General features: G+C 71.5%; 22 protein-coding genes. 12 read left to right on the top strand and 10 right to left on the bottom strand.

From position 1 onward, the window contains the following. Positions 1-33 precede the first annotated feature (33 nt). Both ACIQRW_RS18320 and ACIQRW_RS18315 read right to left on the bottom strand, forming a co-directional pair. Entirely contained in the window at positions 34-771 is a 738-nt protein-coding gene (locus tag ACIQRW_RS18320) for a class I SAM-dependent methyltransferase (protein ID WP_403761131.1), read from the bottom strand. A 74-nt stretch (positions 772-845) separates the two neighbouring features. Then, entirely contained in the window at positions 846-1,739 is an 894-nt protein-coding gene (locus tag ACIQRW_RS18315; RefSeq protein ID WP_403761128.1) for an NADP-dependent oxidoreductase, read from the bottom strand. Between the two features lie 69 nt (positions 1,740-1,808). On the opposite strand from ACIQRW_RS18315, the gene ACIQRW_RS18310 reads away from it, so the two are divergent. After that, a complete protein-coding gene (locus ACIQRW_RS18310) occupies positions 1,809-2,387 on the top strand; it encodes a TetR/AcrR family transcriptional regulator (protein WP_403761126.1) in 579 nt (192 codons plus the stop codon). A 13-nt stretch (positions 2,388-2,400) separates the two neighbouring features. On the opposite strand, the gene ACIQRW_RS18305 is transcribed toward ACIQRW_RS18310, so the two are convergent. Then, positions 2,401-3,594, bottom strand: a complete 1,194-nt coding sequence (locus tag ACIQRW_RS18305) for a PP2C family protein-serine/threonine phosphatase (protein ID WP_403761124.1) — start codon at positions 3,592-3,594, stop codon at positions 2,401-2,403. 265 nt (positions 3,595-3,859) lie between these two features. Here ACIQRW_RS18305 and ACIQRW_RS18300 point away from each other — a divergent pair, with 265 nt between their 5' ends. The 7 genes from ACIQRW_RS18300 to ACIQRW_RS18270 all read left to right on the top strand — a co-directional run bounded on the left by ACIQRW_RS18300 (position 3,860) and on the right by ACIQRW_RS18270 (position 13,523). Beyond that, complete coding sequence (locus ACIQRW_RS18300; RefSeq protein WP_403761121.1) at positions 3,860-5,305, top strand: basic amino acid/polyamine antiporter; 1,446 nt, start codon at positions 3,860-3,862, stop codon at positions 5,303-5,305. Positions 5,306-5,435: 130 nt separating this feature from the next. Continuing rightward, positions 5,436-6,692: an arginine deiminase gene (locus ACIQRW_RS18295; RefSeq protein WP_403761119.1), complete on the top strand. Its 1,257-nt coding sequence runs from the start codon at positions 5,436-5,438 to the stop codon at positions 6,690-6,692. Between the two features lie 112 nt (positions 6,693-6,804). After that, complete coding sequence (gene dusB, locus ACIQRW_RS18290) at positions 6,805-7,953, top strand: tRNA dihydrouridine synthase DusB (RefSeq protein WP_403761117.1); 1,149 nt, start codon at positions 6,805-6,807, stop codon at positions 7,951-7,953. Positions 7,954-8,260: 307 nt separating this feature from the next. Further along, positions 8,261-8,407, top strand: a complete 147-nt coding sequence (locus ACIQRW_RS18285) for a hypothetical protein (RefSeq protein ID WP_403761114.1) — start codon at positions 8,261-8,263, stop codon at positions 8,405-8,407. 161 nt (positions 8,408-8,568) lie between these two features. Next, a complete protein-coding gene (gene ppdK, locus ACIQRW_RS18280; RefSeq protein ID WP_403761111.1) occupies positions 8,569-11,280 on the top strand; it encodes a pyruvate, phosphate dikinase in 2,712 nt (903 codons plus the stop codon). A gap of 642 nt (positions 11,281-11,922) precedes the next feature. After that, positions 11,923-12,966 carry an ArsR/SmtB family transcription factor gene (locus ACIQRW_RS18275; protein WP_403761108.1) on the top strand — a complete coding sequence of 348 codons (1,044 nt, stop codon included), beginning with the start codon at positions 11,923-11,925 and terminating at the stop codon, positions 12,964-12,966. A 143-nt stretch (positions 12,967-13,109) separates the two neighbouring features. Continuing rightward, on the top strand, positions 13,110-13,523 hold the full coding sequence (locus ACIQRW_RS18270; protein ID WP_361868644.1) for a VOC family protein: 414 nt from the start codon (positions 13,110-13,112) through the stop codon (positions 13,521-13,523). Positions 13,524-13,580: 57 nt separating this feature from the next. Here the strand turns inward: ACIQRW_RS18270 and ACIQRW_RS18265 are convergent, their stop codons facing one another. From ACIQRW_RS18265 to nirB, 3 genes are all read right to left on the bottom strand, one after another. Then, a complete protein-coding gene (locus tag ACIQRW_RS18265) occupies positions 13,581-14,747 on the bottom strand; it encodes an alkaline phosphatase PhoX (protein WP_403761105.1) in 1,167 nt (388 codons plus the stop codon). 168 nt (positions 14,748-14,915) lie between these two features. After that, positions 14,916-15,275 carry a nitrite reductase small subunit NirD gene (gene nirD / locus ACIQRW_RS18260; RefSeq protein WP_403761104.1) on the bottom strand — a complete coding sequence of 120 codons (360 nt, stop codon included), beginning with the start codon at positions 15,273-15,275 and terminating at the stop codon, positions 14,916-14,918. Then, positions 15,275-17,863, bottom strand: coding sequence for a nitrite reductase large subunit NirB (gene nirB / locus ACIQRW_RS18255; RefSeq protein WP_403761101.1), 2,589 nt, complete (start codon positions 17,861-17,863; stop codon positions 15,275-15,277). Before nirB ends, nirD begins: the two co-directional genes overlap by 1 nt. A 221-nt stretch (positions 17,864-18,084) precedes the next feature. Here nirB and ACIQRW_RS18250 point away from each other — a divergent pair, with 221 nt between their 5' ends. Beyond that, complete coding sequence (locus ACIQRW_RS18250) at positions 18,085-18,876, top strand: TSUP family transporter (protein ID WP_403761099.1); 792 nt, start codon at positions 18,085-18,087, stop codon at positions 18,874-18,876. An 18-nt stretch (positions 18,877-18,894) separates the two neighbouring features. Here the strand turns inward: ACIQRW_RS18250 and ACIQRW_RS18245 are convergent, their stop codons facing one another. From ACIQRW_RS18245 to ACIQRW_RS18230, 4 genes are all read right to left on the bottom strand, one after another. Then, on the bottom strand, positions 18,895-19,527 hold the full coding sequence (locus ACIQRW_RS18245; RefSeq protein WP_403761096.1) for a class F sortase: 633 nt from the start codon (positions 19,525-19,527) through the stop codon (positions 18,895-18,897). A gap of 81 nt (positions 19,528-19,608) precedes the next feature. Beyond that, positions 19,609-20,154, bottom strand: a complete 546-nt coding sequence (locus tag ACIQRW_RS18240) for a hypothetical protein (protein ID WP_403761093.1) — start codon at positions 20,152-20,154, stop codon at positions 19,609-19,611. A gap of 358 nt (positions 20,155-20,512) precedes the next feature. After that, the gene (locus ACIQRW_RS18235) at positions 20,513-20,992 is read right to left on the bottom strand and encodes a DUF5990 family protein (protein WP_403761090.1); all 480 of its coding nucleotides are present in this window, start codon (positions 20,990-20,992) and stop codon (positions 20,513-20,515) included. Positions 20,993-21,048: 56 nt separating this feature from the next. Further along, positions 21,049-21,861, bottom strand: a complete 813-nt coding sequence (locus ACIQRW_RS18230) for an aminotransferase class IV family protein (protein ID WP_403761087.1) — start codon at positions 21,859-21,861, stop codon at positions 21,049-21,051. Positions 21,862-21,957: 96 nt separating this feature from the next. Between ACIQRW_RS18230 and ACIQRW_RS18225 the strand changes: the two genes are divergently transcribed. From ACIQRW_RS18225 to ACIQRW_RS18215, 3 genes are all read left to right on the top strand, one after another. Beyond that, positions 21,958-22,584 (top strand): NADPH-dependent FMN reductase, encoded by a 627-nt coding sequence (locus ACIQRW_RS18225; RefSeq protein WP_403761084.1) that lies wholly within the window; start codon positions 21,958-21,960, stop codon positions 22,582-22,584. Between the two features lie 71 nt (positions 22,585-22,655). Beyond that, entirely contained in the window at positions 22,656-22,997 is a 342-nt protein-coding gene (cutA, locus tag ACIQRW_RS18220; protein WP_360729018.1) for a divalent-cation tolerance protein CutA, read from the top strand. Positions 22,998-23,005: 8 nt separating this feature from the next. Further along, a complete protein-coding gene (locus ACIQRW_RS18215; RefSeq protein ID WP_403761081.1) occupies positions 23,006-23,500 on the top strand; it encodes a gamma-glutamylcyclotransferase family protein in 495 nt (164 codons plus the stop codon). Positions 23,501-23,588: the final 88 nt, after the last annotated feature.

Here is a 23,588-nt window from a genome sequence, read left to right as displayed (position 1 = left end):
TCACCACTGTGGCTCCCAACTGCTGCCGTGGCGTCACGACTTCAGGGCGATGAGACGGTACAGCGGGTCCGGGCGGGGCGAGTCCTGGTCCGGCAGCGCGGCCAGCCGCCGGCACACGTGGGCCACCTGGTCCCGGGGCGCGTGGGTGCACCAGGAGATGCGGCCCGCCTCGATCACCTCGCGCCAGCCGCGAGGGCTGCGGCCCTGTCCCGTGCCGGGGAACCGGGACCGCCCGACCGCTCCCAGGCCCTGTTCCGCCGCCCAACGGAGCAACCGGGCGGATTGGTCGGGCACCTGGGGCGCGTACTGGCGGCGCAGGTCCGCCGTGACCTCGGCGACGTCGCTGTCCTCGGCGAAGTACGCGTCGTTCTTGTCGACGGTGGTGATCAGCACCCCGCCGGGCCGCAGCACCCGGGCCGCCTCGGTCAGCACGGGCACGGGGTCCGGCAGCAGATGCAGCAGCCAGATGATCACGACGGCGTCCACCGCGTCCGACACGACGGGCAGCCTCGTGGCGTCGCCCCGCACGATTCCTCCCGGCACCCGCCGCGCGGCGAGGCCCAGCATTCCGGGTGAACGGTCGACGCCCACCACCGTCCGCCCCGCACGCGGCAGCCGTTCCGTCACGATGCCCGTGCCGCACGCGATGTCCAGGACGGTGCAAGGCCCTTGCGGCAGGAGCCGTTCCACCGCGTCCGCCGCGGCCCGGGCCCTCGGTTCACCACCCCGGGACGCGTCGTAGTGCCGGGCCTCGTCGTCGTAATCGAGCACGTCCGTCCCCTGTCCCCGCGCCGGTGGCTGCCCCTGTGCCCGGCGTACCCTACGGGCCGTGACCCGCCTCCCGGTCAGACGATCACGACACGGCGGCCCCGCGTATGCCCCGCCCGGCTGTCCACGTGCGCGGCGGCCGCCTCGGTGAGCGGGTAGGACTTCTCCACCGGGATGTGCAGTCGGCCGCGTGAGATCAGCGTCACCGCCTCGGCCAGCGCGTCCGGCACGCTCCCCGCCACGCCGGAGAATCGGACGTCGAACTTTGCTGCGTCCAGGTCCGCGATGGTGACCACCTTTCTTGGGTCGCCGGTCAGTTCGACCAGTTCGGCGAGCACGCCCGAGCCCGCCAGGTCGAGCGCGGCGTCGACGCGGCCAAGCAGCCGCACCCGCTCGACCCAGCCCTCGCCGTACGTCGTGGCGAGCGCGCCCAAGTCGCGCAGGTACTGCTGGTTGGCGGCGCCCGCCGTGCCGATGACCGTGACGCCCCGGTCCCGGGCGATCTGCAGCACCGCCGAACCGACACCGCCGGACGCGCCGTTGACGAGCAGTGTCTGTCCGGGGCGGACTCCGACCTCCCGGATGACGCGCAGCGCGGTCTCCACCACGGACGGGTAGCCGGCCGCCTCCTCGAACGTCAGGTCCTCCGGCATCAGGGCCCAGGCCGACAGCACGGCGAACTCGGCGTACGTGTCGGAGCCCTCGCCGAACACGTGGTCGCCGATCGCCACTCCCTCGACGCCCTCACCCACCTCGTCCACCACTCCGGCGGCGTCGAGGCCGACTCCTGACGGCAGTTCGACCGGATGGGCTCCGAGGACCTGGCCTTCGCGGATGCGCCAGTCGACGGGGTTCACTCCGGCGGCGCGGACGCGGACGCGTATCCGGCCGGGGCCCGCGTGGGGCTCCTCGGCGTCGACGAGGTGGAGGACATCCGGGCCGCCGAACGCGGCGAAGCTCACTTTCTTCATGCGTCGAACGTAGCACTAACCGTTAGCTTTTCACATCGGTTACGTTTTTGTGCTTGCTAGTGTCGGCGCATGACCGAGCTCCCCGGGCGTCGCGAGCGCAAGAAGGCCGCGACCCGCCAGAAGATCGCCGACACCGCTCTGCGGCTCTTCCTGGAACGCGGGTACGACGCCGTGGGCATCCGTGACGTGGCGGCCGAGGCCGACGTGGCCGTCACCACGCTCTTCTCCCACTTCGCCTCGAAAGAGGCACTGGTGTTCGAGCAGGACCAGGGATTCGAGCAGGGCCTCGTCCGGGCGGTCGCCGACCGGACGCCGGACGAGCCGCTGATTCCCGCGCTGCGCCGCGAGATCCACGCCCTGGTACGCCACTGCGGGGCCCCCGGGGCCGCCCCGGTCCGGAACATGATCGAGTCGTCGCCCTCCCTGCGGGAGTACGAGGAGTCGATGCGGCTGCGCCACGCGGAGTCGCTGGCCGCCGCCATCGCCGCCGATCTCGGCGTACCGGAGACGTCGACGGCCTGCCGGACCATCGCGAGGTTCGCGATCGACGCCTACGCGCTGGCCCGTGAGGCGGCCGATCCGCAGGCCGCGGTGGACGAGATCTTCCGGATGATCGAGGCGGCCTGGGGAGCCTCCCGCCTCGCCTGAGGAGCGTGCGAACTCAGGCGTCCGACCGGCGGATCCCGCTGCGAGGGCCGTGCCAGTCCAGACACAGGGCGGTGGCGTCGTCCTTCGGCGGCCGGCCGCCATAGGCATCGGCCACCGCGGCGACCAGGGTGCGGACAACCTCCCGCGGATGCTCGGCCGCGGTCCGCAGCAGGAGGCCGGGCAGGTCGACCGTCTCCGCTTCGCGTTCTTGCATTCCGTCGGTGAACAGCACGAGACGGTCGCCGGGGCGCAGGTCGATGTCCTGTACCTCGTAGGAGCCCTGCGCGGTGAAGCCGAACGGCATGTTGACGGCCATACCCACTTCCTCGACCGCGCCGTCGCGCAACCGGAGCGGCCCCGGGTGCCCCGCGTTGACCAACTGGGCGCCGCTTCCGTCGAGGGCGATGCGGAGCAACTGGCCGGTGGCGTAGGCGTGGCGCCCGTGGTCGAGGAGGGTCTCATGCATGTGGCGGGCCTGTTCGGCGAGGTCCGCTCCGGCGCGGCGGGCTCCGCGGGAGGCGCTCACGACCAGGGTGGCAGTGAGGGAAGCGTCGACGTCGTGGCCCATGGCGTCGGTGACGGACAGATGCAGGGTGTCGTGGTCGAGGCTGTAGTCGTAGGTGTCCCCGGCTATGTCGGAGGCCGGGACCAGGGCTCCGGCGAGGGCGAACTCGGCCGCCTCGCAGGAGGGGGCCGAGGGCAGGAGCTGCCGCTGGATCTCCGCCGCCAGGCTGACCGTCGTGGTGCGGTTTCCCCAGTGGTAGAGGTCGGTGAAGCGACGGTCGGTGACGATGATGTACGCCAGCGCGTGCGCGGCCTCCTCGACCTGCTCCAGCACGCTCTCGGTCGCGACGTCGAGGTACAGCTCCAGCACGCCGATGGTGTCACCGCGGTTGGTGACGGGCGCGAGCACGCGCTGCCCCAGCCCGCCCTCCTCCGCCAGCACCGGCTTCTGTGCACGCAGGACCTTGTCGTAGATGCCGCTGCCGGCCAGCGGGACTCGCTCGGTCCGGTGCTCCTGGGAGGAGCCGGCCGTGTCGTTGACCCGCAGGAGGCGGCTGCCGACCACGTCGACGAAGAGGAACGACACGTACCGCGCACCGAACCGGGTGCGCAGATTGCGCGCCACGACATCGATCGAGTCCACCGGGGCCGCGCTCTCCGCCGCCGCCAGCACCTCGGCCAGTCCCATCCGGTCACGTCTCATCACAGCCTCCCAAAGTGTGAGAGTGCTTCTGCCCGCTGACGTCTTTCTCATGGGCCCGGTCGAGGAATCCTGCGGCGGCGGCGAGCGATTCCGGCGGGGGTGTCCGGTCGGAAGCGCGCCCGGAACGAGCCGGGGCCACCTGCGGTGTTCAGCTTCGCGAGCAGGCTCGGTGCACCACTCCGCCGGTGAGGATATGGGATGTATTGCCCCATAAAGTTGTTAGCTTTCCCTGGTTGGCCGATGACCGCATCGACAGGGGAACGTCATGACGCACGCCGAACCTCAGGCCGAAGCACGCCCGGCGGTGAAGCTGACGCTCCTCACGCTCACCGCGATGGTCGTCGGCTCGATGGTGGGCGCCGGGGTGTTCTCGCTGCCCCGACGCTTCGCCCAGGAGACCGGCGTCGCGGGAGCGCTGATCGCCTGGGCCGTCGCCGGGACCGGCATGCTGATGCTCGCCTTCGTCTTCCAGACGCTCGCCGTCCGCCGGCCCGACCTGGACGCCGGGGTCTACGCGTACGCGAAAGCGGGCTTCGGCGAGTACCTCGGCTTCTTCTCCGCCTTCGGCTACTGGGCCAGCGCCTGCGTCGGCAACGTCACCTACTGGGTGCTCATCATGTCGACGGTCGGCGCGGTGGCGCCGGCACTGGGCGACGGCGACACCGTGACGGCGGTGGTGATCTCCTCGGTCGGCCTGTGGGGGTTCTTCCTGCTGATCCGCCGGGGCGTCAAGGAGGCCGCGGCGATCAACCGGATCGTCACCGTGGCCAAGATCGTGCCCATCCTCTTCTTCGTGATCCTGGCGCTGTTCTACTTCGACGCCTCGGTCTTCGCGGACAACTTCGGCGGCGCCGACTACGCGGGCTCCCTCTTCGACCAGGTCCGCGGCACGATGCTCGCGACGGTCTTCGTCTTCCTCGGCGTCGAAGGGGCCAGCGTCTACTCGCGCCACGCCAAGCGCCGCGAGGACGTGGGGCGGGCCACCGTCCTCGGATTCCTCAGCGTGTTCGCCGTCTTCGCCTCCGTCACGATCGTCAGTTACGGACTGCTGCCGATGGCCGAGATCGCGGAGCTGCGGCAGCCCTCGATGGCCGAGGTGCTGGAGTCGGCGGTCGGCACCTGGGGCAAGGTCTTCGTCAGCGTGGGCCTCATCGTCTCCGTGCTCGGCGCCTACCTCGCCTGGACGCTGATGGCCGCCGAAGTCCTGTTCGTCGCCGCGAAGGACAAGGACATGCCCCGCTTCCTGGGGCGGTCGACCGGGGCGGACGTGCCCGAGGCCGCGCTGCTCATGACCACGTGCCTGAGCCAGGTCGTACTGGTCGTGACGCTGTTCTCCGACGACGCCTTCAACTTCGCCCTCGACCTGACCAGCGCGCTCAGCCTGATCCCCTTCCTCCTGGCCGCCGCCTTCGCGGTACGGATCGCACGGCGGCCAGGCCGGTCCGACGTGGAGGGGCGCAGTACCCGGCGTGAGCTGGTGATCGCCGTGGTGGCCACGCTCTACACCGCGTTCCTGCTGTACGCGGCGGGGCTGAAGTTCGTCCTCGTCTCCTTCGTCCTCTACGCCCCGGCCACCTTCCTCTTCGTCAAGTCCCGCAGGGAACAGGGGCGCAGGCTCTTCTCCCCGGGCGAGGCCGTCATCTGCGCCGTCTCGGTCGCCGGCGCCATCGCCGGGGTCGTGGCACTGGCCGCGGGCTGGATCGAGCTCTGAGCGGCCCCGCCCGTCCTCGCTCGGAGCCCCCCGCACGTCCTCTCTGCCGTCGCCGCGCGACCCCGCACACCCTCCGCCGTCACCGCGCGACCCCGCACACCCTCCGCCGTCACCGAGTGAAAGGCCCACCGTGAACAGCACCACCCCCGTTTCCGCCCTCGGCGTCCACTCCGAGGTGGGACGTCTGCGCAAGGTCCTGGTCTGCGCCCCCGGACTGGCCCACCGGCGGCTGACCCCGACCAACTCCGGGGACCTGCTCTTCGACGACGTGATGTGGGTGGAGAACGCCCAGCGCGACCACGCCGACTTCGTCGCCCAGCTCACCGGGCGCGGCGTGGAGGTCGTCGAACTGCACGAGCTGCTCGCCGCCACGGTGGCTCTGCCCGAGGCCCGGTCGTGGCTCCTGGACCGGAAGATCACCGCCAACGAGGTGGGCCTCGGCCTGATCGACGACACCCGCGCCTTCCTGGAGACCCTGACCCCGCGGCAGCTCGCGGGGTACCTGATCGGCGGGCTCGCCACCGCCGACCTCCCCGACGCGTTCCGCTCGGGGTACGTGGCGCTCGCCCGCGAGGGGGCCGGGGCGCGGGAGTACCTGATGCCTCCGCTGCCCAACACCCTGTACACCCGTGACACCACCTGCTGGCTCTACGGCGGAGTGACGCTGAACCCGCTGTACTGGTCCGCCCGGCGCGACGAGACCCTGCTGATGAAGGCGATCTACACCTTCCACCCCGACTTCCGGGGCAGCACCGTCTGGTGGGGCGACCCCGAGAAGGACTGGGGCCAGGCCACGTTCGAGGGCGGGGACATCATGCCCGTCGGCAACGGCGTCGTCCTCATGGGCATGAGCGAACGGACCTCCCGCCAGGCCATCACGCAGGTCGCGGCCGCCCTGTTCGAGCAGGGGGCGGCCGAGCGCGTGATCGTCGCCGGGATGCCGAAGCTGCGTTCGGCGATGCACCTCGACACGGTGTTCACCTTCGCGGACCGGGACATCGTCACGCTGTACCCGCGCATCATGGACGGCGTCCGCGCCTTCTCGCTGCGGCCGTCCGACCTGGCGCCCGGTATCGAGATCACCGACGAGGGCAGCACCCCGTTCACCGAGGTCGTGGCCCGCGCCCTGGGCCTTCCCCAGCTGAGGGTGATCGAGACGGGCGGCGACGTCTACGCCTCGGAGCGCCAGCAGTGGGACAGCGGCAACAACGCGGTGGCGCTGGAGCCCGGCGTCGTCTTCACCTACGACCGCAACACCCAGACCAACGCGCTGCTGCGCCGGGCCGGGGTGGAGGTCATCACCATCGTCGGGGCGGAGCTGGGCCGGGGCCGGGGCGGCGGGCACTGCATGACCTGCCCGCTGATCCGCGACGCGGTGACGTTCTGACCGCGGGGACTGCCGCACGCCGGCCCCCACGCCCGGTCGAGCGTGGGGGCGCTCCTTGTCACGATCACCCCGCCGAGGAGGTCACCTCTTCGGCGTACGCGACAATGGAGCCATGACCACGCTCGCCCCCGCCCTCCCGCAGCTCCGCATCGGCCCGCACACCGTGCGGCCGCCGGTCGTGCTGGCCCCGATGGCCGGCATCACCAACGCCCCGTTCCGGACGCTGTGCCGGGAGTTCTCCGGCGGCAAGGGGCTGTTCGTCAGCGAGATGATCACCACGCGGGCGCTGGTCGAGCGCAACGAGAAGACCATGCAGCTCATCCACTTCGACGCGACCGAGACCCCGCGCTCGATCCAGCTGTACGGAGTGGACCCGGTCACTGTCGGCAGGGCGGTCCGGATGATCGTCGACGAGGATCTCGCCGACCACATCGACCTGAACTTCGGCTGCCCGGTCCCCAAGGTCACCCGCAAGGGCGGCGGCTCCGCGCTCCCGTACAAGCGGCCCCTGCTGCGGGCCATCCTCAAGGAAGCCGTGTCCAACGCCGGGGACCTCCCCGTCACCATCAAGATGCGCAAGGGCATCGACGACGACCACCTCACCTTCCTCGACGCCGGCCGCATCGCCGTCGAGGAGGGCGTCACCGCCGTCGCCCTGCACGGGCGCACCACCGCCCAGCACTACGGCGGCACCGCCGACTGGGACGCCATCGCCCGGCTCAAGGAGCACGTGCCGGAGATCCCCGTGCTCGGCAACGGCGACATCTGGTGCGCGGACGACGCCCTGCGGATGATGCGGGAGACCGGCTGCGACGGAGTCGTCGTCGGGCGCGGCTGCCTGGGGCGGCCCTGGCTCTTCGCCGACCTGGTGAGCGCCATGGAGGGTCGCGAGGCCCGGCACGCACCCGCCCTGCGCGAGGTGGCGGACGTCATGGTGCGCCACGCGACGCTGCTGGGGGAGTGGATCGGCGACGAGGCCCGTGGCGTGATCGACTTCCGTAAGCACGTGGCCTGGTATCTCAAGGGCTTCGCGGTCGGCTCCGAGATGCGCAAGAAGCTGGCGATCACCTCCTCGCTGGAGGAGCTGAGCAGCCAGCTGCACGAGCTGGACCTCGACCAGCCCTGGCCGGACGGCGCCGACGGGCCGCGCGGCCGCACCTCGGGCAACAACCGGGTCGTCCTGCCGGACGGCTGGCTGAAGGACCCGTACGACTGCGCGGGCATCAGCGCCGACGCGGAGCTGGACACCTCCGGCGGCTGATCGCGTACGGAGAAGACGGCCTCCCTCGTTCCGTATGGGGGAGGCCTTTCGCGTTCCGTAAGCGGTGGGGCCTCTCGCGCTTGCCGCCTTGCCGCCATTCCTCGTACCGCACGCCGTTGGCCTGGAGCTGCGCCGTGCCGGTGGGGCCCCCGCCGCCGATGGTTCCCGCGCGGGGGCGGACCTTCGCCCGTAGCCTGGAAGAGGTCGGCCCCGGGGTGCCCAGCGACTGCCCGAGGCGTCCGGATCCTGAAATCCGGGGTCCGAAACGGGCGTGATTCGCGCCACCCTTGATCGGGGTGACGCTCAGATGAGCGATTTCAACATGGGTGCACTTCTGGAAGGCGTGGCACTCAGTGCCACCCTGCTGGATTCGAGAAGTAAACTCATCTGGCGAGCCACCCGCTCAGAAGAGCGGCTGTGGTCAAGTTTCGGCCATGCCGCATTCAGGAGGTGAAGGCGGAGTGTCAGGTGTTACGGCCGGGCGAGCCTTTCGATCTGCTGGCGGACGGGTGGTTGCGGCCGTATGACGACCAAGTGGACGTACCCATCCACCTTCGATCTGGGTATGTTCCTCGCCGTCAGGGCAGCCACCGCGTCCTCGAGGAGTCGAGACCCGTGTCGGAAAACAAAGATCCCCAGAAGTTCGTCTACGACTTCACCGAGGGCAACAAGGATCTGAAGGATCTTCTGGGCGGCAAGGGTGCGAACCTCGCCGAGATGACCAACCTCGGGTTGCCCGTCCCTCCGGGCTTCACGATCACCACCGAGGCCTGCAAGGTCTACCTGGACAGCGGCGACGCTCCGACCGCGCTGCGCGACGAGGTGAGTGCGCACCTCAAGGCGCTGGAAGAGCGCATGGGCAAGCAGCTCGGCCAGGCCGACGACCCGCTGCTGGTCTCCGTCCGCTCCGGGGCCAAGTTCTCCATGCCGGGCATGATGGACACGGTCCTGAACATCGGCCTCTCCGACGACTCGGTGGCCGGTCTCGCCACCCAGTCCGGCGACGAGCGCTTCGCCTGGGACTCCTACCGCCGACTCATCCAGATGTTCGGCAAGACCGTCCTCGGGGTCGACGGCGAGCTCTTCGAGGAGGCGCTGCAGGCGGCGAAGGACGCGAAGAAGGTCACGGTCGACACCGACCTCGCCGCGGCCGACCTCAAGAAGCTCGTCAAGCAGTTCAAGAAGATCGTCGAGTCCGAGGCCGGACGCGTGTTCCCGCAGGACGCGCGGGAGCAGATGGACCTGGCCATAAACGCGGTCTTCGACTCGTGGAACACCGACCGGGCCAAGCTCTACCGCCGTCAGGAGCGCATCCCCGGCGACCTCGGCACGGCCGTCAACGTCTGCTCGATGGTCTTCGGCAACCTGGGCCCCGACTCCGGTACCGGCGTCGCCTTCACCCGCGACCCGGCCAGCGGCCACCAGGGTGTCTACGGCGACTACCTCCAGAACGCGCAGGGCGAGGACGTCGTCGCCGGTATCCGCAACACGGTGCCGCTCGCCGACCTGGAGTCGATCGACAAGAAGTCGTACGACCAGCTCATGCAGATCATGGAGACCCTGGAGAACCACTACAAGGATCTCTGCGACATCGAGTTCACCATCGAGCGCGGCCAGCTCTGGATGCTCCAGACCCGGGTCGGCAAGCGCACCGCCGGCGCCGCCTTCCGGATCGCCACCCAGCTCGTGGACCAGGGCCTGATCGACGAGGCCGAGGCCCTCCAGCGCGTCAACGGCGCCCAGCTCGCCCAGCTGATGTTCCCGCGCTTCGACGACGAGGCGAAGACCGAGCTGCTCGGCCGGGGCATCGCCGCGTCCCCGGGCGCCGCGGTCGGCAAGGCCGTCTTCGACTCGTACACCGCGATCAAGTGGTCCCGCTCCGGCGAGAAGGTCATCCTGATCCGCCGCGAGACCAACCCCGACGACCTCGAAGGCATGATCGCCGCCGAGGGCATCCTGACCTCGCGCGGCGGCAAGACCTCGCACGCGGCGGTCGTGGCGCGCGGCATGGGCAAGACCTGTGTCTGCGGCGCCGAGGACCTGGAGGTCGACACCAAGCGACGGCGGATGACCGTCGGCGGCCGGGTGATCGAGGAGGGCGACCTCGTCTCGATCGACGGCTCCACCGGCAAGGTCTACCTGGGCGAGGTACCCGTCGTACCGTCCCCGGTCGTCGAGTACTTCGAGGGCCGGATGCACGCCGGGGCCGACGACGCCGACGAACTGGTCGCCGCCGTGCACCGGATCATGGCGTACGCGGACCGGGTGCGCCGGCTGCGCGTGCGGGCCAACGCCGACAACGCCGAGGACGCGCTGCGGGCCCGCCGCTTCGGCGCCCAGGGAATCGGCCTGTGCCGCACCGAGCACATGTTCCTCGGCGAGCGCCGCGAGATGGTCGAGAAGCTGATCCTCGCGGACACCGACGACGAGCGCGAGAGCGCGCTGGCGGCGCTTCTCCCGCTCCAGAAGGCCGACTTCATCGAGCTGTTCGAGTCGATGGACGGACTGCCCGTCACCGTCCGCCTCCTGGACCCGCCGCTGCACGAGTTCCTTCCCGACATCACCGAACTGTCGGTCCGCGTCGCGCTCGCCGAGTCCCGCAAGGACGCCAACGAGAACGACCTGCGCCTGCTCCAGGCGGTGCACAAACTGCACGAGCAGAACCCGATGCTGGGGCTGCGCGGGGTGCGCCTGGGTCTGGTCATCCCCGGTCTGTTCGCGATGCAGGTGCGGGCCATCGCCGAGGCCGCCGCCCAGCGCAAGAACGCCAAGGGCGACCCGCGCCCCGAGATCATGATTCCGCTCGTCGGCACGGTCCAGGAGCTGGAGATCGTCCGCGAGGAGGCCGACCGGGTCATCGCCGAGGTCCAGGCGGCCACCGGCACCGACCTCAAGCTGACCATCGGCACCATGATCGAGCTGCCGCGCGCCGCGCTGACGGCGGGCCAGATCGCCGAGGCCGCGCAGTTCTTCTCCTTCGGCACGAACGACCTGACCCAGACGGTGTGGGGCTTCTCCCGCGACGACGTGGAGGCCTCGTTCTTCACCGCGTACCTGGAGAAGGGCATCTTCGGGGTCTCCCCGTTCGAGACGATCGACAAGGACGGCGTCGGCGCGCTGGTCCGCAGCGCCGTCGAGGCCGGCCGGGCCACCCGCCCGGACCTCAAGCTCGGCGTCTGCGGCGAGCACGGCGGCGACCCCGAGTCCGTGCACTTCTTCCACGAGGTGGGCCTGGACTACGTGTCCTGCTCACCGTTCCGGATCCCGGTCGCCCGTCTTGAGGCCGGCCGGGCCGCAGCCGAGTCCCGGGGCAGTGACAGCCGCTGATCCGGACTCACCGGGTCGGGGCCGCAGGGACGGTCCGGACCCACCGGTCGGGGCTGCACGAACAGCCTCCGACCTCATGGGCAGGGCTGCACGAACAGCCCTGCCCACCGACCAGGGCCTCGAAGGCCCCCCGAGAAGCGGCGGCACCCTGTGCGGGGGTGCCGCCGCTTCGCCTTGCGCTGACCGGAAGCGACCGCTGACCGGAAGTGACCGGCGGTACGGAAGTGGCGTGTGCGGAAATGACCGGCGCTACGGGGAAGTCGTCAGAAGCGCGCACCGAATGCCGCGCGAAGAATGTGGCGCAGAGCACATTGCTTCGTTTAATGCGCAAAGAAATTCGGGTGACGGGCCGGGGGACCGGGGTGCGGTCCATGGATCCCCACCCATGGACCGCACCCGGCTTACCCCCGTCGGGTACGGAGCCGCACCGTCGCCCACCGCCGCCGAACACACAAAGCCCCCCACGGCCTTCACGTGCTCATCCGGTGGGCACCGGATGCGTACCCGACGCCGTACAGCTTTTCGGCTGGAGCGGAACGGGGCGAGACCTTTCACTTCTGGCCGAAACCCCGTGGTGACCTCCTGTGACGGTCCGCATACCCTTCGGTGGGGGCAATTGCGGATGCAACAGGTGGGGGAGTAGTGCTGCGTATCCATGTGTCCAGGCTGGACCTTTCGCGGGTGCGGATGGCCACGAGGCCGGACGCGCTGTGGGAAACCATTCTCAGTTTTCACCGGATCAGGGACCGGCGTGCTTCGACGGTGTTCGGAAAATGGCGTTCGGAATCCCGGGCGCGGTTGAATGGTGAAGCACAGCTGCTGGCGGCGGTCGTCCCGCCCCGCGGCTATTTCCCGGATTTCCTGACGCCCTCCCAGGAGGGCGCCGAGCCTTTCGGGCTCGACGTCGGAATGGAGGCGCTGCGCGACACTCCCGCCGACCGTGTCCACGCGGAGCTGGAGCTGCTGGCCGCCGGGCGGATACGGCAGCGGGCCGGCCTGTCCGCCGGCCCGCGTCAACGGGACCCCGGAGCGGGGAGAGCGAGCGCGGCGCTGCCCGCCGCGCTCATGGAGGGCCGCACCGAGCCGCTCGCCCGGCTCATCGGGGCACTCCGCAGCTACCACCACGCGGCCGTGGAGCCCTACTGGCCCCACATCCGGGCCAGCGTCGAGGCGGACCGGGCCGTCCGCGGCCGGGCCCTGCTGGACGGCGGGGCGGACGGGCTCCTGGCCGCGCTGCCGCCGATGATCCGGTGGCGTTCGCCCGTGCTGGAGGCGGACTACCCGTTCGACCGCGATCTGCACCTGGACGGGCGCGGGCTGCTGCTCCAGCCGTCCTTCTTCTGCCGGGGCACCCCCGTGGTCTACCGCGATCCGTCGCTGCCGCCGGTGCTCGTCTACCCGGTGGCCAACCCCGGAGCCCCGGTCTTCGCCGAGCCGGGACCCTGGCTCGGCCGACTCGTCGGACACACCCGTTCGGCCGTCCTCTCCTCCATCGGCAACGGCTGCACCACCAGCGAACTCGCCCGCCGGGCCGGGGTGTCGCTGGCCTCCGCGAGCCAGCACGCCTCCGTGCTGCGCGAGGCCGGCCTGGTCCTGACGCTGCGCCACGGCAGCTCGGTCCTGCACACGCTGACCCCGCTCGGCGGCTCCCTGCTGCGCGGCGGCGCCCCGCTCGCCCTGCCCTGAGGGCTGTCCGGGGGCCGTTGTCAGTGGGCCGTGCAAATCTTCTGTCGTACGCCGATGAGTTCTGCGCGGCTCCGCCGTCCAACCATCGAAAGCGCCGGACGGACCACCGCGGGCGCCACGGGACAGAGGAAGAGGAAACGATCATGGCTCAGATGATTTTCGTGAACCTGCCGGTGAAGGACCTGGAGACCACCAAGGGTTTCTTCGAGAAGCTCGGCTACGGCTTCAACCCCGCCTTCAGCGACGACAAGACGGCCTGTCTGGTCATCAGCGACACCATCTTCGCCATGCTGATGACGGAACCGCGCTTCAAGGACTTCACCAAGAAGGATGTCGCCGACGCCTCGAAGACCACCGAGGTCATCCTGGCCCTGAGCTGCGACAGCCGTGAGGAGGTCGACCGGCTGGCGGACGCCGCCCTGGCCTCCGGCGGCTCTCCGGCGGGCGAGACGCAGGACCTCGGCTTCATGTACGGCCGCTCCTTCCAGGACCCCGACCACCACATCTGGGAGGTCATCTGGATGGACCCGGCCGCCGCCGCCGGGGACCAGGGCTGAGCCGCGGGACGTGCGCCGGGCCAGGGGACGGGCGCCGGCGCACGTGGGGCGTCCGCGTCAGCCGCGGAAGGGTCCCTTCACCTCGTACGTGATGCCCCCGGAGGAGCTTCCGCTCGTCCCGCGCTGCGAGGAGAAGTAGAGCCGGCGGCCGTCCGGCGAGAACGCGGGCCCGGTGATCTCCGAACCGGACTGGCCGGTGATCCGCAGGAACGGGGCCACCGTGTCGTCCGGCGTGATCAGGCAGATCTCCATGTTTCCGCCGTCCTCCGCGATGTAGAGGTCCCCGGACCCGGACCGCGTGACGTTGTCCACGCCGGTCAGCGGGGCCGAGCCGCCCGTCACCAGCGAGTCGTCGTAGGCGAGCGAGATCGACGAGGTGTTCGCGTCGTACGCCCACACCCGGTTGTCGCCCTTGGTGGTGAACCAGCAGGTGCCCGCCGCGTAGAAGCAGCCCTCACCGCCGTTGAACACCTTCGCCCCGGACACCTGGTGCCGCGTCTGGGTGGAGGAGCCGGCCGGGTCGGGCACGTTCGCCCAGGTCACCGGACCGGAGGTCGCCGTGCCCGCCACCAGCACCTGAAGCGTGCCGCTCGACAGGTTCCCCCAGGTGGTGGGCCGGAAGCGGTAGAAGCGGCCGTCGCTCTCGTCCTCGGTGAGGTAGACGTACCCGTGGTCCGGGTCGGCGGCGGCGGCCTCGTGCTTGAAACGGCCCATCGCCGGACGCCGCACCGCCGCGTTCACGCCCCAGGGATCGGTCTCGTACACATACCCGCGGGTGACCTCCTCGCAGGACAGCCAGGTCTTCCAGGGGGTCGCGCCGCCCGCGCAGTTGTTGTTCGTATCGGCCAGAATCCGGTATGCGGACGTCACCGTCCCCGAGGAGTCGAACTTCACCGCGCTCGCCCCGCCCCCGCTGCTCGGGGACACCTCGGCATTGGAGACATAGATCCAGCCCGAGCCGTCGGCGTACGTCGCCCCGCCGTCGGGCGCGCTGTGCCAGCGGTAGGAGGTGCCGGGCACGGTCTGCCCGGAGCGGGCGACGATGCGGCTGGTGAAGCCGCTGGGCAGCTGGATGCCGTTGCCGTTGGCCGCCTGGAGAGCGCCGTACGGGCCGGGGGCCGGCTGGGCCGGGTCGGCGAAGGCGGCGCCCCGCCACAGCGTGCCGCCGAAGGTGGCCGCCGAGCTGCCGATCACCGCGGTGCGCAAGAAGGTCCGACGTTCCACGATCACTCCACGCATGAGTGTGGGCCCGCCGCTCCGGACGGACCGGCGGGTCGCGCGTCAGGACTGTAGGAGACGTGAGTTGACGGGGCATCAAGCGCGGGTGAACGGGCGGCGGAGGAGTTGCACAGGCCGCGTGCCGCGACCTGGCTCCCCCCGGAGGCCGGTCGGTCAGTCCGCCCGTACGGGGAAGACCGGCACCGCCGCCCCCTCGTCGTCCAGGCACACGCCCGTCGCCAGGTCGAAGCGCTGCTTCAGCAGCGGCGAGGCCACGAACGGCCGCCCGCCCACGGAGCCGAGCAGGCCGCGCGAGAGGACGTACGCCCCGGTGAACGGGTCCCGGTTGCCGATCGCGTACACCCGGCCGGCCCGGTCCATGAAGACGGCCGCCTGGTCCCCGTCCGGCAGCAGCACCGCCACTCCCCGCCCGGGGATCAGCAGGGCCCGGTCGCAGACCGTCAGCCAGTCCTTCCCGTGGGCGAGCCGGACGCAGCCGGTGTCCTGCGCTGTCGTGATCGTCGCGGTGGTCATCAGGAGGCGGTCCCTTCGAGGGTGCGAACGGCGAGCACGGGTCCCGCGAGCAGCTCCAGATCCGGCTTGATCTGGTCCCGCTCCGGGACGAACCTCACCGAGGGGTCGGGGGCGTCGGGGGCGTTGACGAAGGTGACGAAGCGCCGCAGCCGGTCCGGGTCGTTGATGGTCTCGGCCCACTCGTCGCGGTAGCCGGCGACATGGTCGGCCATCATCCGCTCCAACTCCTCGCAGAGCCCCAGCGAGTCGTGGACGACCACGTCCCGGACGTGCTCCAGGCCGCCGTCGATCCGCTCCAGCCAGGCCGAGGTGCGCTCCAGGCGGTCGGCGGTGCGGATGTAGAACATGAGGAACCGGTCGATCAGCCGCACCAGTTCGGCGTCGGAGAGGTCCTGGGCCAGCAGGTCCGCGTGGCGTGGGGTGGCCCCGCCGTTGCCGCCGACGTAGAGATTCCAGCCCTGGGCGGTGGCGATGATCCCGAAGTCCTTGCCCCGGGCCTCCGCGCACTCGCGGGCACACCCGGAGACCGCCGACTTCAGCTTGTGCGGGGAGCGCAGGCCCCGGTAGCGCAGCTCCAGGTCGATCGCCATTCTCACGGAGTCCTGCACGCCGTAGCGGCACCAGGTCTGCCCCACACAGGACTTCACCGTGCGCAGCGACTTCCCGTACGCGTGCCCGGACTCGAAGCCCGCGTCCACCAGCCGGGTCCAGATCAGCGGGAGCTGGTCGACCCGGGCGCCGAAGAGGTCGATGCGCTGGCCGCCGGTGATCTTCGTGTAGAGGCCGAAGTCGCGGGCCACCTCGCCGATGACGATGAGCTTCTCCGGGGTGATCTCACCGCCGGGGATGCGCGGCACGATCGAATACGACCCGTTGCGCTGGAGGTTGGCCAGAAAGTGGTCGTTGGTGTCCTGGAGCGCCGCCTGCTCGCCGTCCAGCACATAGCCGCTCGCGCCCACGGTCGGAGCGAGCGAGGCGATGACCGAGCCGACCGTCGGCTTGCAGACCTCGCAGCCGTCCCCGCCCCGCGCCTCCTCGCGGCCGTGCGAGTCGAGCAGGGAGGCGAAGGAGGTGACCTCCAGGGTGCGGACGATCTCGTACAGCTCGCTGCGGCTGTACGGGAAGCAGCCGCACAGCCCCGCGTCCGCCGGCGGCGGCATCAGCTGCCCGATCACCTTCAGGCAACTGCCGCAGCCCGTACCGGCCTTGGTGCACTTCTTCACCTCGGGCAGGGTGGTGTGCTCGCAGATCGCGCCCTTGGTCACGTTGTGGCAGGAGCAGATCACCGCCTCGTCCGGCAGCGCGGAGGGGCCGAGCGCCACCGGGCCGCCCGCCCCGGCCGGCAGCACCAGCTGCTCGGGGGCGACCGGCAGCACCGTGCCCGTCATCGGCCGCAGCGTGCCGTACTGGTCGGCGTCCCCGACCAGCACCCCGCCCAGCAGCGTCCCGTCCCGCCCGATCACCAGCTTCTTGTAGACCCCCGCCCGGGCGTCGGAGTACACGACGTCGAGCGCCCCCTCGGCCGCCCCGTGCGCGTCGCCGAACGAGGCCACGTCCACGCCGAGCAGCTTCAGCTTCGTCGACAGGTCCGCCCCCGTGAACGCGGACCGGCCGCCCGCGATCACCTCGGCCGCCGTCTGCGCCATCTCGTAGCCCGGCGCCACCAGCCCGTACACCCGGCCGTCGACGGCCAGCGCGCACTCGCCGATCGCGAACACCGCCGGGTCCGACGTCCGGCACTCCTCGTCCACGACGATCCCGCCGCGTTCCCCGACGGCCAGACCGCACTCCCGGGCCAGCTGGTCCCGGGGCCGCACCCCCGCCGAGAAGACCACCAGATCGACGTCGAGCGAGGAGCCGTCGGAGAGGGCCATCCCGGTCACTCGACCGTCCGCGCCCGCCACGACCTCCTGCGTACCGACCCCCGTGTGCACGGCGAGCCCCATGTCCTCGATCGTGCGCAGCAGCGCCGCGCCCCCGCCCTCGTCGACCTGGACCGGCATCAGCCGGGGCGCGAACTCCACCACATGGGTGCTGAGCCCGAGCCCCTTCAGCGCCCCGGCCGCCTCCAGACCGAGCAGCCCGCCGCCCACCACCGCACCGGTGGCCGCGCCCTTGGCGTACTCCTCGATCGCGAGCAGGTCCTCGATGGTCCGGTACACGAAGCAGCCCCGGGCCTCCTTCCCCGGCACCGGCGGCACGAAGGGGTACGAGCCCGTCGCCAGCACCAGCGTGTCGTACGGGAACACCGCCCCGGACCGCGCGGTCACCGTCCGCTCCGCCCGGTCGACGCCCGTCGCCGGGTCGCCGACGTACAGCTCGATGCCGTGCCGGTCCATGAAGTCCGCCTCCACCAGGGAGAGGTCCTCGGGGCTCCGCCCGTCGAAGTACGAGGTGAGCCGCACCCGGTCGTAGGCGGGCCGGGGCTCCTCGCAGAGCACGACGACCCGGGCGGCGCCGGCCGCCGGGGTCAGCCCGCGGTCGGCGAGGGCCTCCAGGAAACGCTGGCCGACCATGCCGTGCCCGACGACCACGATCGTCGGAACGGCGCTGTGCGCCAGGGCGTTCGGGGTGGTGGGCTCCGGCATCTCAGTGGCCTCCGTCGGTTGTCCTCATGCCCCGAGCGTGGGCTGGAGGTGTTACCCGGCCGCATCCCGTCTGTTTCCCGGGCGGAACCTTGCGCTCAGCGGGGGCGCCGGGGCCCTGTGAGGGGCCGAGGGCCTTCCGTTCGGATCAGACCGGATCAGCCCGGATCCGAACGGAAGACCCTTGGGGAAGAGCCCCGGCGACAGGCGTCTAATGTCGGGTCGTGCCTGACATAACCCTGACCACACTGGTGCTCCTCTGCCTCGCCGCGGCCGCCGCGGGGTGGATCGACGCGGTGGTGGGCGGCGGCGGACTGCTGCTCCTGCCCGCACTGCTGCTCGGCCTGCCGAACGTCCCGGCGGCCCATGTGCTCGGCACCAACAAGGCCGTCGCGATCGTGGGCACCTCGGGCGCCGCGGTGACCTTCCTGCGCCGGGCCCCGGTACGGGTGGGGCTGGCGGTGCGGGTCGGGCTGATGGCGCTCGCCGGGTCGATGACCGGGGCGTTCTTCGCCGCCGGGATCAGCAGCGAGGTGCTCCGCCCGGTGATCATGGTCGTGCTGCTGGGGGTCGCGGCCTTCGTGCTGCTGCGCCCGTCCTTCGGGTCGCCCACGGGGGGCGACGGCACGGACCGGCCGGTCACCCGGGCCCGGATCGTCACGGCGATCGTGCTGGTCGGCGGCGGTATCGGCTTCTACGACGGGCTGTTCGGGCCGGGCACCGGCACCTTCCTGGTGCTGGCCCTCAGCGCCGTGCTCCACCTGGACCTGGTGACCGCGTCGGCCACCGCGAAGATCGTCAACGTGTGCACCAACGCGGGGGCGCTGGCGATGTTCGCGTACCAGGGCACCGTGCTGTGGCAGCTCGCGGCCGTGATGGCGGTCTTCAACCTGGCGGGCGGGATGATCGGGGCCCGGATGGCGCTGAGCCGGGGCAGCGGATTCGTCCGGGCGGTGCTGCTGACCGTGGTGTTCTCGCTGGTCGCCAAGTTGGGCTTCGACCAGTGGAACGCGTGACGGCCACCGGCCGTCGTCTCAGCGCACCTCGGTGAGGTGCGCGTACGCCACCACGTTGCCCTGGTAGCCGGTCTCCTTCGAGAAGCCGCCGCCGCAGGTGATCAGCCGGAGCGACGCGTGCGGCGAGTCGCCGTAGACGCGCTGGTCGGGGAAGTCGTCGTTGTCGTAGACCTCGATGGCGTCGACCGAGAACACGGCCGTGCGCCCGTCCTTGCGGACCACCTCGACCGCGGTCCCCTTGGTCAGGGCCCCCAGGGCGTAGAAGACGGACGGGCCGTCCGCGTTGTCCACGTGCCCCGCGACGATCGCGGTGCCCCGCGCGCCGGGCGGGACGCCGTCCTCGTACCAGCCCGCGAGGTTGCGGTCCTCGTCCGGCGGTACGTCGAGGCTGCCGTCGGCGGCCAGCCCCAGCCGCGTCATCGGCGCGTCCACCTCGATGCTCGGGATGCGGATGCGGACCGGCTCGGAGGGGTTCATCGGTTCGGCGACCGGGGAGCCGGGCTGGAGCTGGGGCCCGGCGGCGAAGGCCTGGGCGCTGGAGGGCTGCGGCGGGATCAGCTGGCCGCCGGGGCCGTTCTGGATGAGCCAGATGCCGCACAGCACGGCGATGCCCACCAGCCAGCCCTTGGCCTTCTGCGCGCTCGGTGACACGGCGTCGTCCTCGGTCGGTGGTCCGGGGCGGGCGGGGCGCGCTCGGGGACGCGCCCCGCCCGGTCAGGGGGAAGCGGCGGTTCAGCTTCCTTCGGCGCCCTCGGTGCGGCGGCGCAGCAGCCACAGTCCGCCGACGGCGGCCAGGCCGATCACGCCGACGCCGAGAGCGACCTGCGTGGAGTTCGGTTCGACGCTGCCGCCGACCCCGGTCCGCACATGGCCGGACGGGCGGTCGTGGATGGGCTTCTCGTGCTTGCCGCCGCCGATCACTTCCAGATCACCGACCGCGTCCTTGCCGTTGTCGCAGGAGACGATGATCTCGTAGGTGCCGGGCCGGGTGTCGTGCGGCACGGTGAACTGGCCGACCACGACCTCCTTGTGGGTGCCGGGGCGCACCTCGAAGTCCCCGGCGTCCAGGGAGTTCGCGTCGCCGATGCCCGAGCCCTTCTTGCCGCAGGCGGTGGTGTTCACGGTGACGGTGGCACCGGGTGCCGCGGTCGACGGGGTGATCTCCAGACGGCCGAAGTCGCCCGCGTACGCGGACGGAGCGGCGGCGGTGAGACCGAACGCGATGACGGTGAACGCGGCACCGACGGTGCCGGTCACGAGGCGGGCAGGACTGCGCATGGGGATCCTCCGGGCAGACGGCGCGAGCGGGTGTGTCCTGCCCCGAGCCAACGGGGGCCGGCCCCGCCACGCCTCCTGACGTGGGGTCAGCTTTCACCCGTACGGACCGGCGCGGCACCCTTGCCGGAATGGATCACCGCAGGTCGCGGCGGTGCGGCTGGGCCGTTCGGCCCGTGCTGCCGGTGTGGGTGCCGATCGGGTGAGGCGCGGCCGCGAAGTGTGACACAGGTCACATGTATGAGCTCGCGGGCCCCGGGCACACGCAAGACACCCCCCACGGGACGGACCCCCCGCCCCCCGCGGCGCCGCCCCCTCCGGTCCACCCCCCCCTTGGATCGGAGGGGGCGGTGCCGCATCCTCAGGCCCCGCCCGCCCCGCCCGCCCCGTGCGTGGCGCTCCAGACGATCTGCGGCGGGCGCACCCGGGCGCACAGCGGCTGTCCCTTGGCGTCGGTCAGCCCGAGCCGCCCGGTGAGGTGTCCGGAGCGCGCGGCGGCTTCGAGGACGTCCGGATCGATGTCGTCGAACATCAGCTTGGCGCGCCGGAACATGGTGAAGACCCCGGCGTCGTCCACCGTGCCCCACGACAGATAGACGAACCGCCCGCCCAGCCGGTTCTGGACGTACGGCCCCGACACCTCGACCCCGTCCGCCGTCGCGGTGGCCGTGCAGTCGAGCACCCACGAGGCGGAGGGGGCGTCCCCGGGGTGCGGGCCGAGCAGCTCGCCCGGCCGGTCCTTGCGCTGGACCCCGACGTGGATGTTGGCGTACCCGGGGAAGTCGCTGTCCGGGCCGCAGCTGCGACCGGGAAGGGCTGAGGCCTCGATATGGATCTGCATGCCCCCATGGTCCGGCACGGCCGGAGCGGGCGCCGCGCCCTCCCGTGCGGGGTGTCTCACACGGCGTCCTCAGGGGCGCCGTCGTACACCGCCCCCAACTCCCTCATCAGCTCCTCGTCGACCGCGAACGCCGTGTCGTCGATCCGCCGCACCGGTGCGATGCCCTGCGAGTTGCAGACGAAGGCGGCCGGAAAGCGGCCCACCCCGCCCGGGCCCTCCAGCGTCACCGGGCGGCGCGCCGACGGCCGTCCGGCCCGCTCCAGTCCCTGCTCCAGCAGCGTCATCGTGATGCCGGCGAGCGCCGGGGCGTCGGGCCACACCACCGAACGCCCGTCCCAGAAGCCGATGTTGGTGATCGACCCCTCGGTCACCACTCCGCCCGGCGCGGTCAGCAGCGCCTCGTCGAATCCCGCCCGCCCCGCCAGGATCCCGTAGTACGTCTGCCCGAACTCGCCCGGCCGCTTGATGTGCGGGGCCGTGCGCGCGTACGGCACCGACATCAGGCTCCGCGCCCCGGTTGACCGGGCGGCGGGCTCCCGGACCGTCACCATCAGGGTCGTGTGCGTCGCGCCGGGCGGCAGATAGCCGTTCACCCGCACCGAGGCGTCCCGCAGCCCGGCCCCGTCCAGGGCGTGCCGGATCAGCTCCCGCACCCGGTCGCCGTCCACCGGCAGGCCGAACAGCTCCCGGTTCGCGGCGTCCAGCCGGGCGAGATGCAGTCCGAGGCCCCGCACCCCGCCGTCCCGCACCTGCATGGCGGTGAAGTGGCCGTAGCCGTACAGGGCGGGGATCCGCAGGTCCTCCTCGGTGGCCGGGCGGCCGTCGAACTCGATGTGGGGCAGGGGCGTGTCCGGCCGGTGCGTCGTCATGCGGCCACCGTAGGCGGGCCGTCCGGAACCGGGTCGGGCAGGCTCCGGACGGGCACGCTTGACCTCAACCATGGTTGAGGCGGAAAGGTCGACGCCATGGACATCACAGCCGTATCCACGTCATCCACCGTGCCCGCCACCGAGCCCGCCCCCCTCAAGGTGGCCGTCATCCTCGGCAGCAACCGCGACGGCCGCTTCGGACCCGTCGTCGCCGACTGGTTCCTGGCCCGCGCGGCGAGCCACCCCGGCATCGAGACCGACCTGGTCGACGTCGCCGAGGCCGACCTCCCCACCGCGATCACCTTCAGCCCCGGGCCCGAGGAGGCGGCCCGGCTCGGCGCGGTCTCCGCCCGGCTCGCGGCGGCCGACGCCTTCGTCGTCCTCACCCCCGAGTACAACCACTCGTTCCCCGCACCACTGAAAACGCTCATCGACTGGCACAGCGCGGAATGGCAGGCCAAGCCCGTCGCCTTCGTCAGTTACGGCGGCATCTCCGGCGGGCTGCGGGCCGTCGAACAGCTCCGGCAGGTCTTCGCCGAACTGCACACCGTCACCGTCCGCGACACCGTGTCCTTCCACAACGCCGGCGCCCTCTTCGACGACAAGGGGCGCCATCTGGACCCGGAGCCCGCCGACGCGGCGGCCAAGACCCTGCTGGACCAGTTGGTGTGGTGGGGCACCGCCCTGCGCGACGCCCGGAATCTCCGTCCGTACGGCGCCTGACCCGCCGTGGGCCGACAATCGCATCGAAGGCCCACGGGCAAGGAGCCCGCCGTACTCCGAGGAGACCGACGATGACAGCGCCGCCGGCATGGCTGACCGTACTGACCACGACCGACAGCGAGGACAAGGCCGACGCCCTGGCCCGGTCGGCGGTGGAGGCCAGGCTGGCGGCCTGCGCGCAGATCTCCGCCCCCGTCACCTCCGTCTACCGGTGGCAGAACGCCATCGAGACGACCGAGGAGTGGCAGGTGCTCTTCAAGACGACGGCGGAGCGCTACGACGAACTGGAGGAACACCTCCAGCGGGAGCACGACTACGAGACGCCGGAGATCATCGCCCTGCCGGTGATCCGGGGCAGTGCCCGCTACCTCGGCTGGGTGACGGCGGAGACGGCGCCCCCGGCAGCCCTGTGACGGCGGCCATGACCACGACCGTTCCCGGCGGCCCCGTCGCCGCCGAGCTGCCCTTCTTCGTGTACGGGACGCTGCTGCCGGGCGAACCCAACCACGACCTGTTCCTCCGGGGCCGTACGGCGGGGGAGCGGCCGGCCGTGCTGCCCCGGGCCCTCCTCTACGAAGGCCCCGGCTACCCGTACGCGATCGAGGGCCACGGGCGCGTCCACGGCACCCTGCTCGTCGCCGCGCCCGGGGTGTACGGGGAACTGCTCGGGCTGCTGGACCACCTGGAGGAGTTCCTCGGCCCCGGCCACCCGCGCAACCTGTACGAACGCGTCGTCCGCGAGGTCGAGCTGCCGACGCGGGCGACGGCGGAGGCCGGGGAATCCGCGGAGTCCGGGGAGTCCGTGCGGGCCTGGGTCTACCTCGCCGCGACCGCCGTCACCCGCTCGCTGCGGACCGGCGGCGTCCTCATCCCCGAGGGGCGCTGGACCACCGGACACGCGGCGGGCGGCTCCTAGGTCGTGTCCGCAAAGTCTCGTCTGGCCCACGACGCCTGGCACGCACTCTCGCGGCGTTGCCGAAATGCCCGAGTAGCTCCGCTACTAG

This window comes from Streptomyces sp. NPDC091287, assembly GCF_044768525.1.
Lineage (GTDB): Bacteria > Actinomycetota > Actinomycetes > Streptomycetales > Streptomycetaceae > Streptomyces.
The sequence above is the reverse complement of the archived record's forward strand: the minus strand, read 5'-3'. Positions and strand labels throughout refer to the sequence as shown.

What these genes read in the sequence shown, in the direction of transcription:
- ACIQRW_RS18315 (WP_403761128.1), bottom strand. Translation starts at nt 1,739, where the DNA reads ATGAAGAAAGTGAGCTTCGCCGCGTTCGGCGGCCCGGATGTCCTCCAC.
- ACIQRW_RS18310 (WP_403761126.1), top strand. Translation starts at nt 1,809, where the DNA reads ATGACCGAGCTCCCCGGGCGTCGCGAGCGCAAGAAGGCCGCGACCCGC.
- ACIQRW_RS18305 (WP_403761124.1), bottom strand. Translation starts at nt 3,594, where the DNA reads ATGAGACGTGACCGGATGGGACTGGCCGAGGTGCTGGCGGCGGCGGAG.
- ACIQRW_RS18300 (WP_403761121.1), top strand. Translation starts at nt 3,860, where the DNA reads ATGACGCACGCCGAACCTCAGGCCGAAGCACGCCCGGCGGTGAAGCTG.
- dusB (WP_403761117.1), top strand. Translation starts at nt 6,805, where the DNA reads ATGACCACGCTCGCCCCCGCCCTCCCGCAGCTCCGCATCGGCCCGCAC.
- ACIQRW_RS18285 (WP_403761114.1), top strand. Translation starts at nt 8,261, where the DNA reads ATGAGCGATTTCAACATGGGTGCACTTCTGGAAGGCGTGGCACTCAGT.
- ACIQRW_RS18270 (WP_361868644.1), top strand. Translation starts at nt 13,110, where the DNA reads ATGGCTCAGATGATTTTCGTGAACCTGCCGGTGAAGGACCTGGAGACC.
- nirD (WP_403761104.1), bottom strand. Translation starts at nt 15,275, where the DNA reads ATGACCACCGCGACGATCACGACAGCGCAGGACACCGGCTGCGTCCGG.
- nirB (WP_403761101.1), bottom strand. Translation starts at nt 17,863, where the DNA reads ATGCCGGAGCCCACCACCCCGAACGCCCTGGCGCACAGCGCCGTTCCG.
- ACIQRW_RS18240 (WP_403761093.1), bottom strand. Translation starts at nt 20,154, where the DNA reads ATGCGCAGTCCTGCCCGCCTCGTGACCGGCACCGTCGGTGCCGCGTTC.
- ACIQRW_RS18235 (WP_403761090.1), bottom strand. Translation starts at nt 20,992, where the DNA reads ATGCAGATCCATATCGAGGCCTCAGCCCTTCCCGGTCGCAGCTGCGGC.
- ACIQRW_RS18230 (WP_403761087.1), bottom strand. Translation starts at nt 21,861, where the DNA reads ATGACGACGCACCGGCCGGACACGCCCCTGCCCCACATCGAGTTCGAC.
- ACIQRW_RS18225 (WP_403761084.1), top strand. Translation starts at nt 21,958, where the DNA reads ATGGACATCACAGCCGTATCCACGTCATCCACCGTGCCCGCCACCGAG.
- cutA (WP_360729018.1), top strand. Translation starts at nt 22,656, where the DNA reads ATGACAGCGCCGCCGGCATGGCTGACCGTACTGACCACGACCGACAGC.
- ACIQRW_RS18215 (WP_403761081.1), top strand. Translation starts at nt 23,006, where the DNA reads ATGACCACGACCGTTCCCGGCGGCCCCGTCGCCGCCGAGCTGCCCTTC.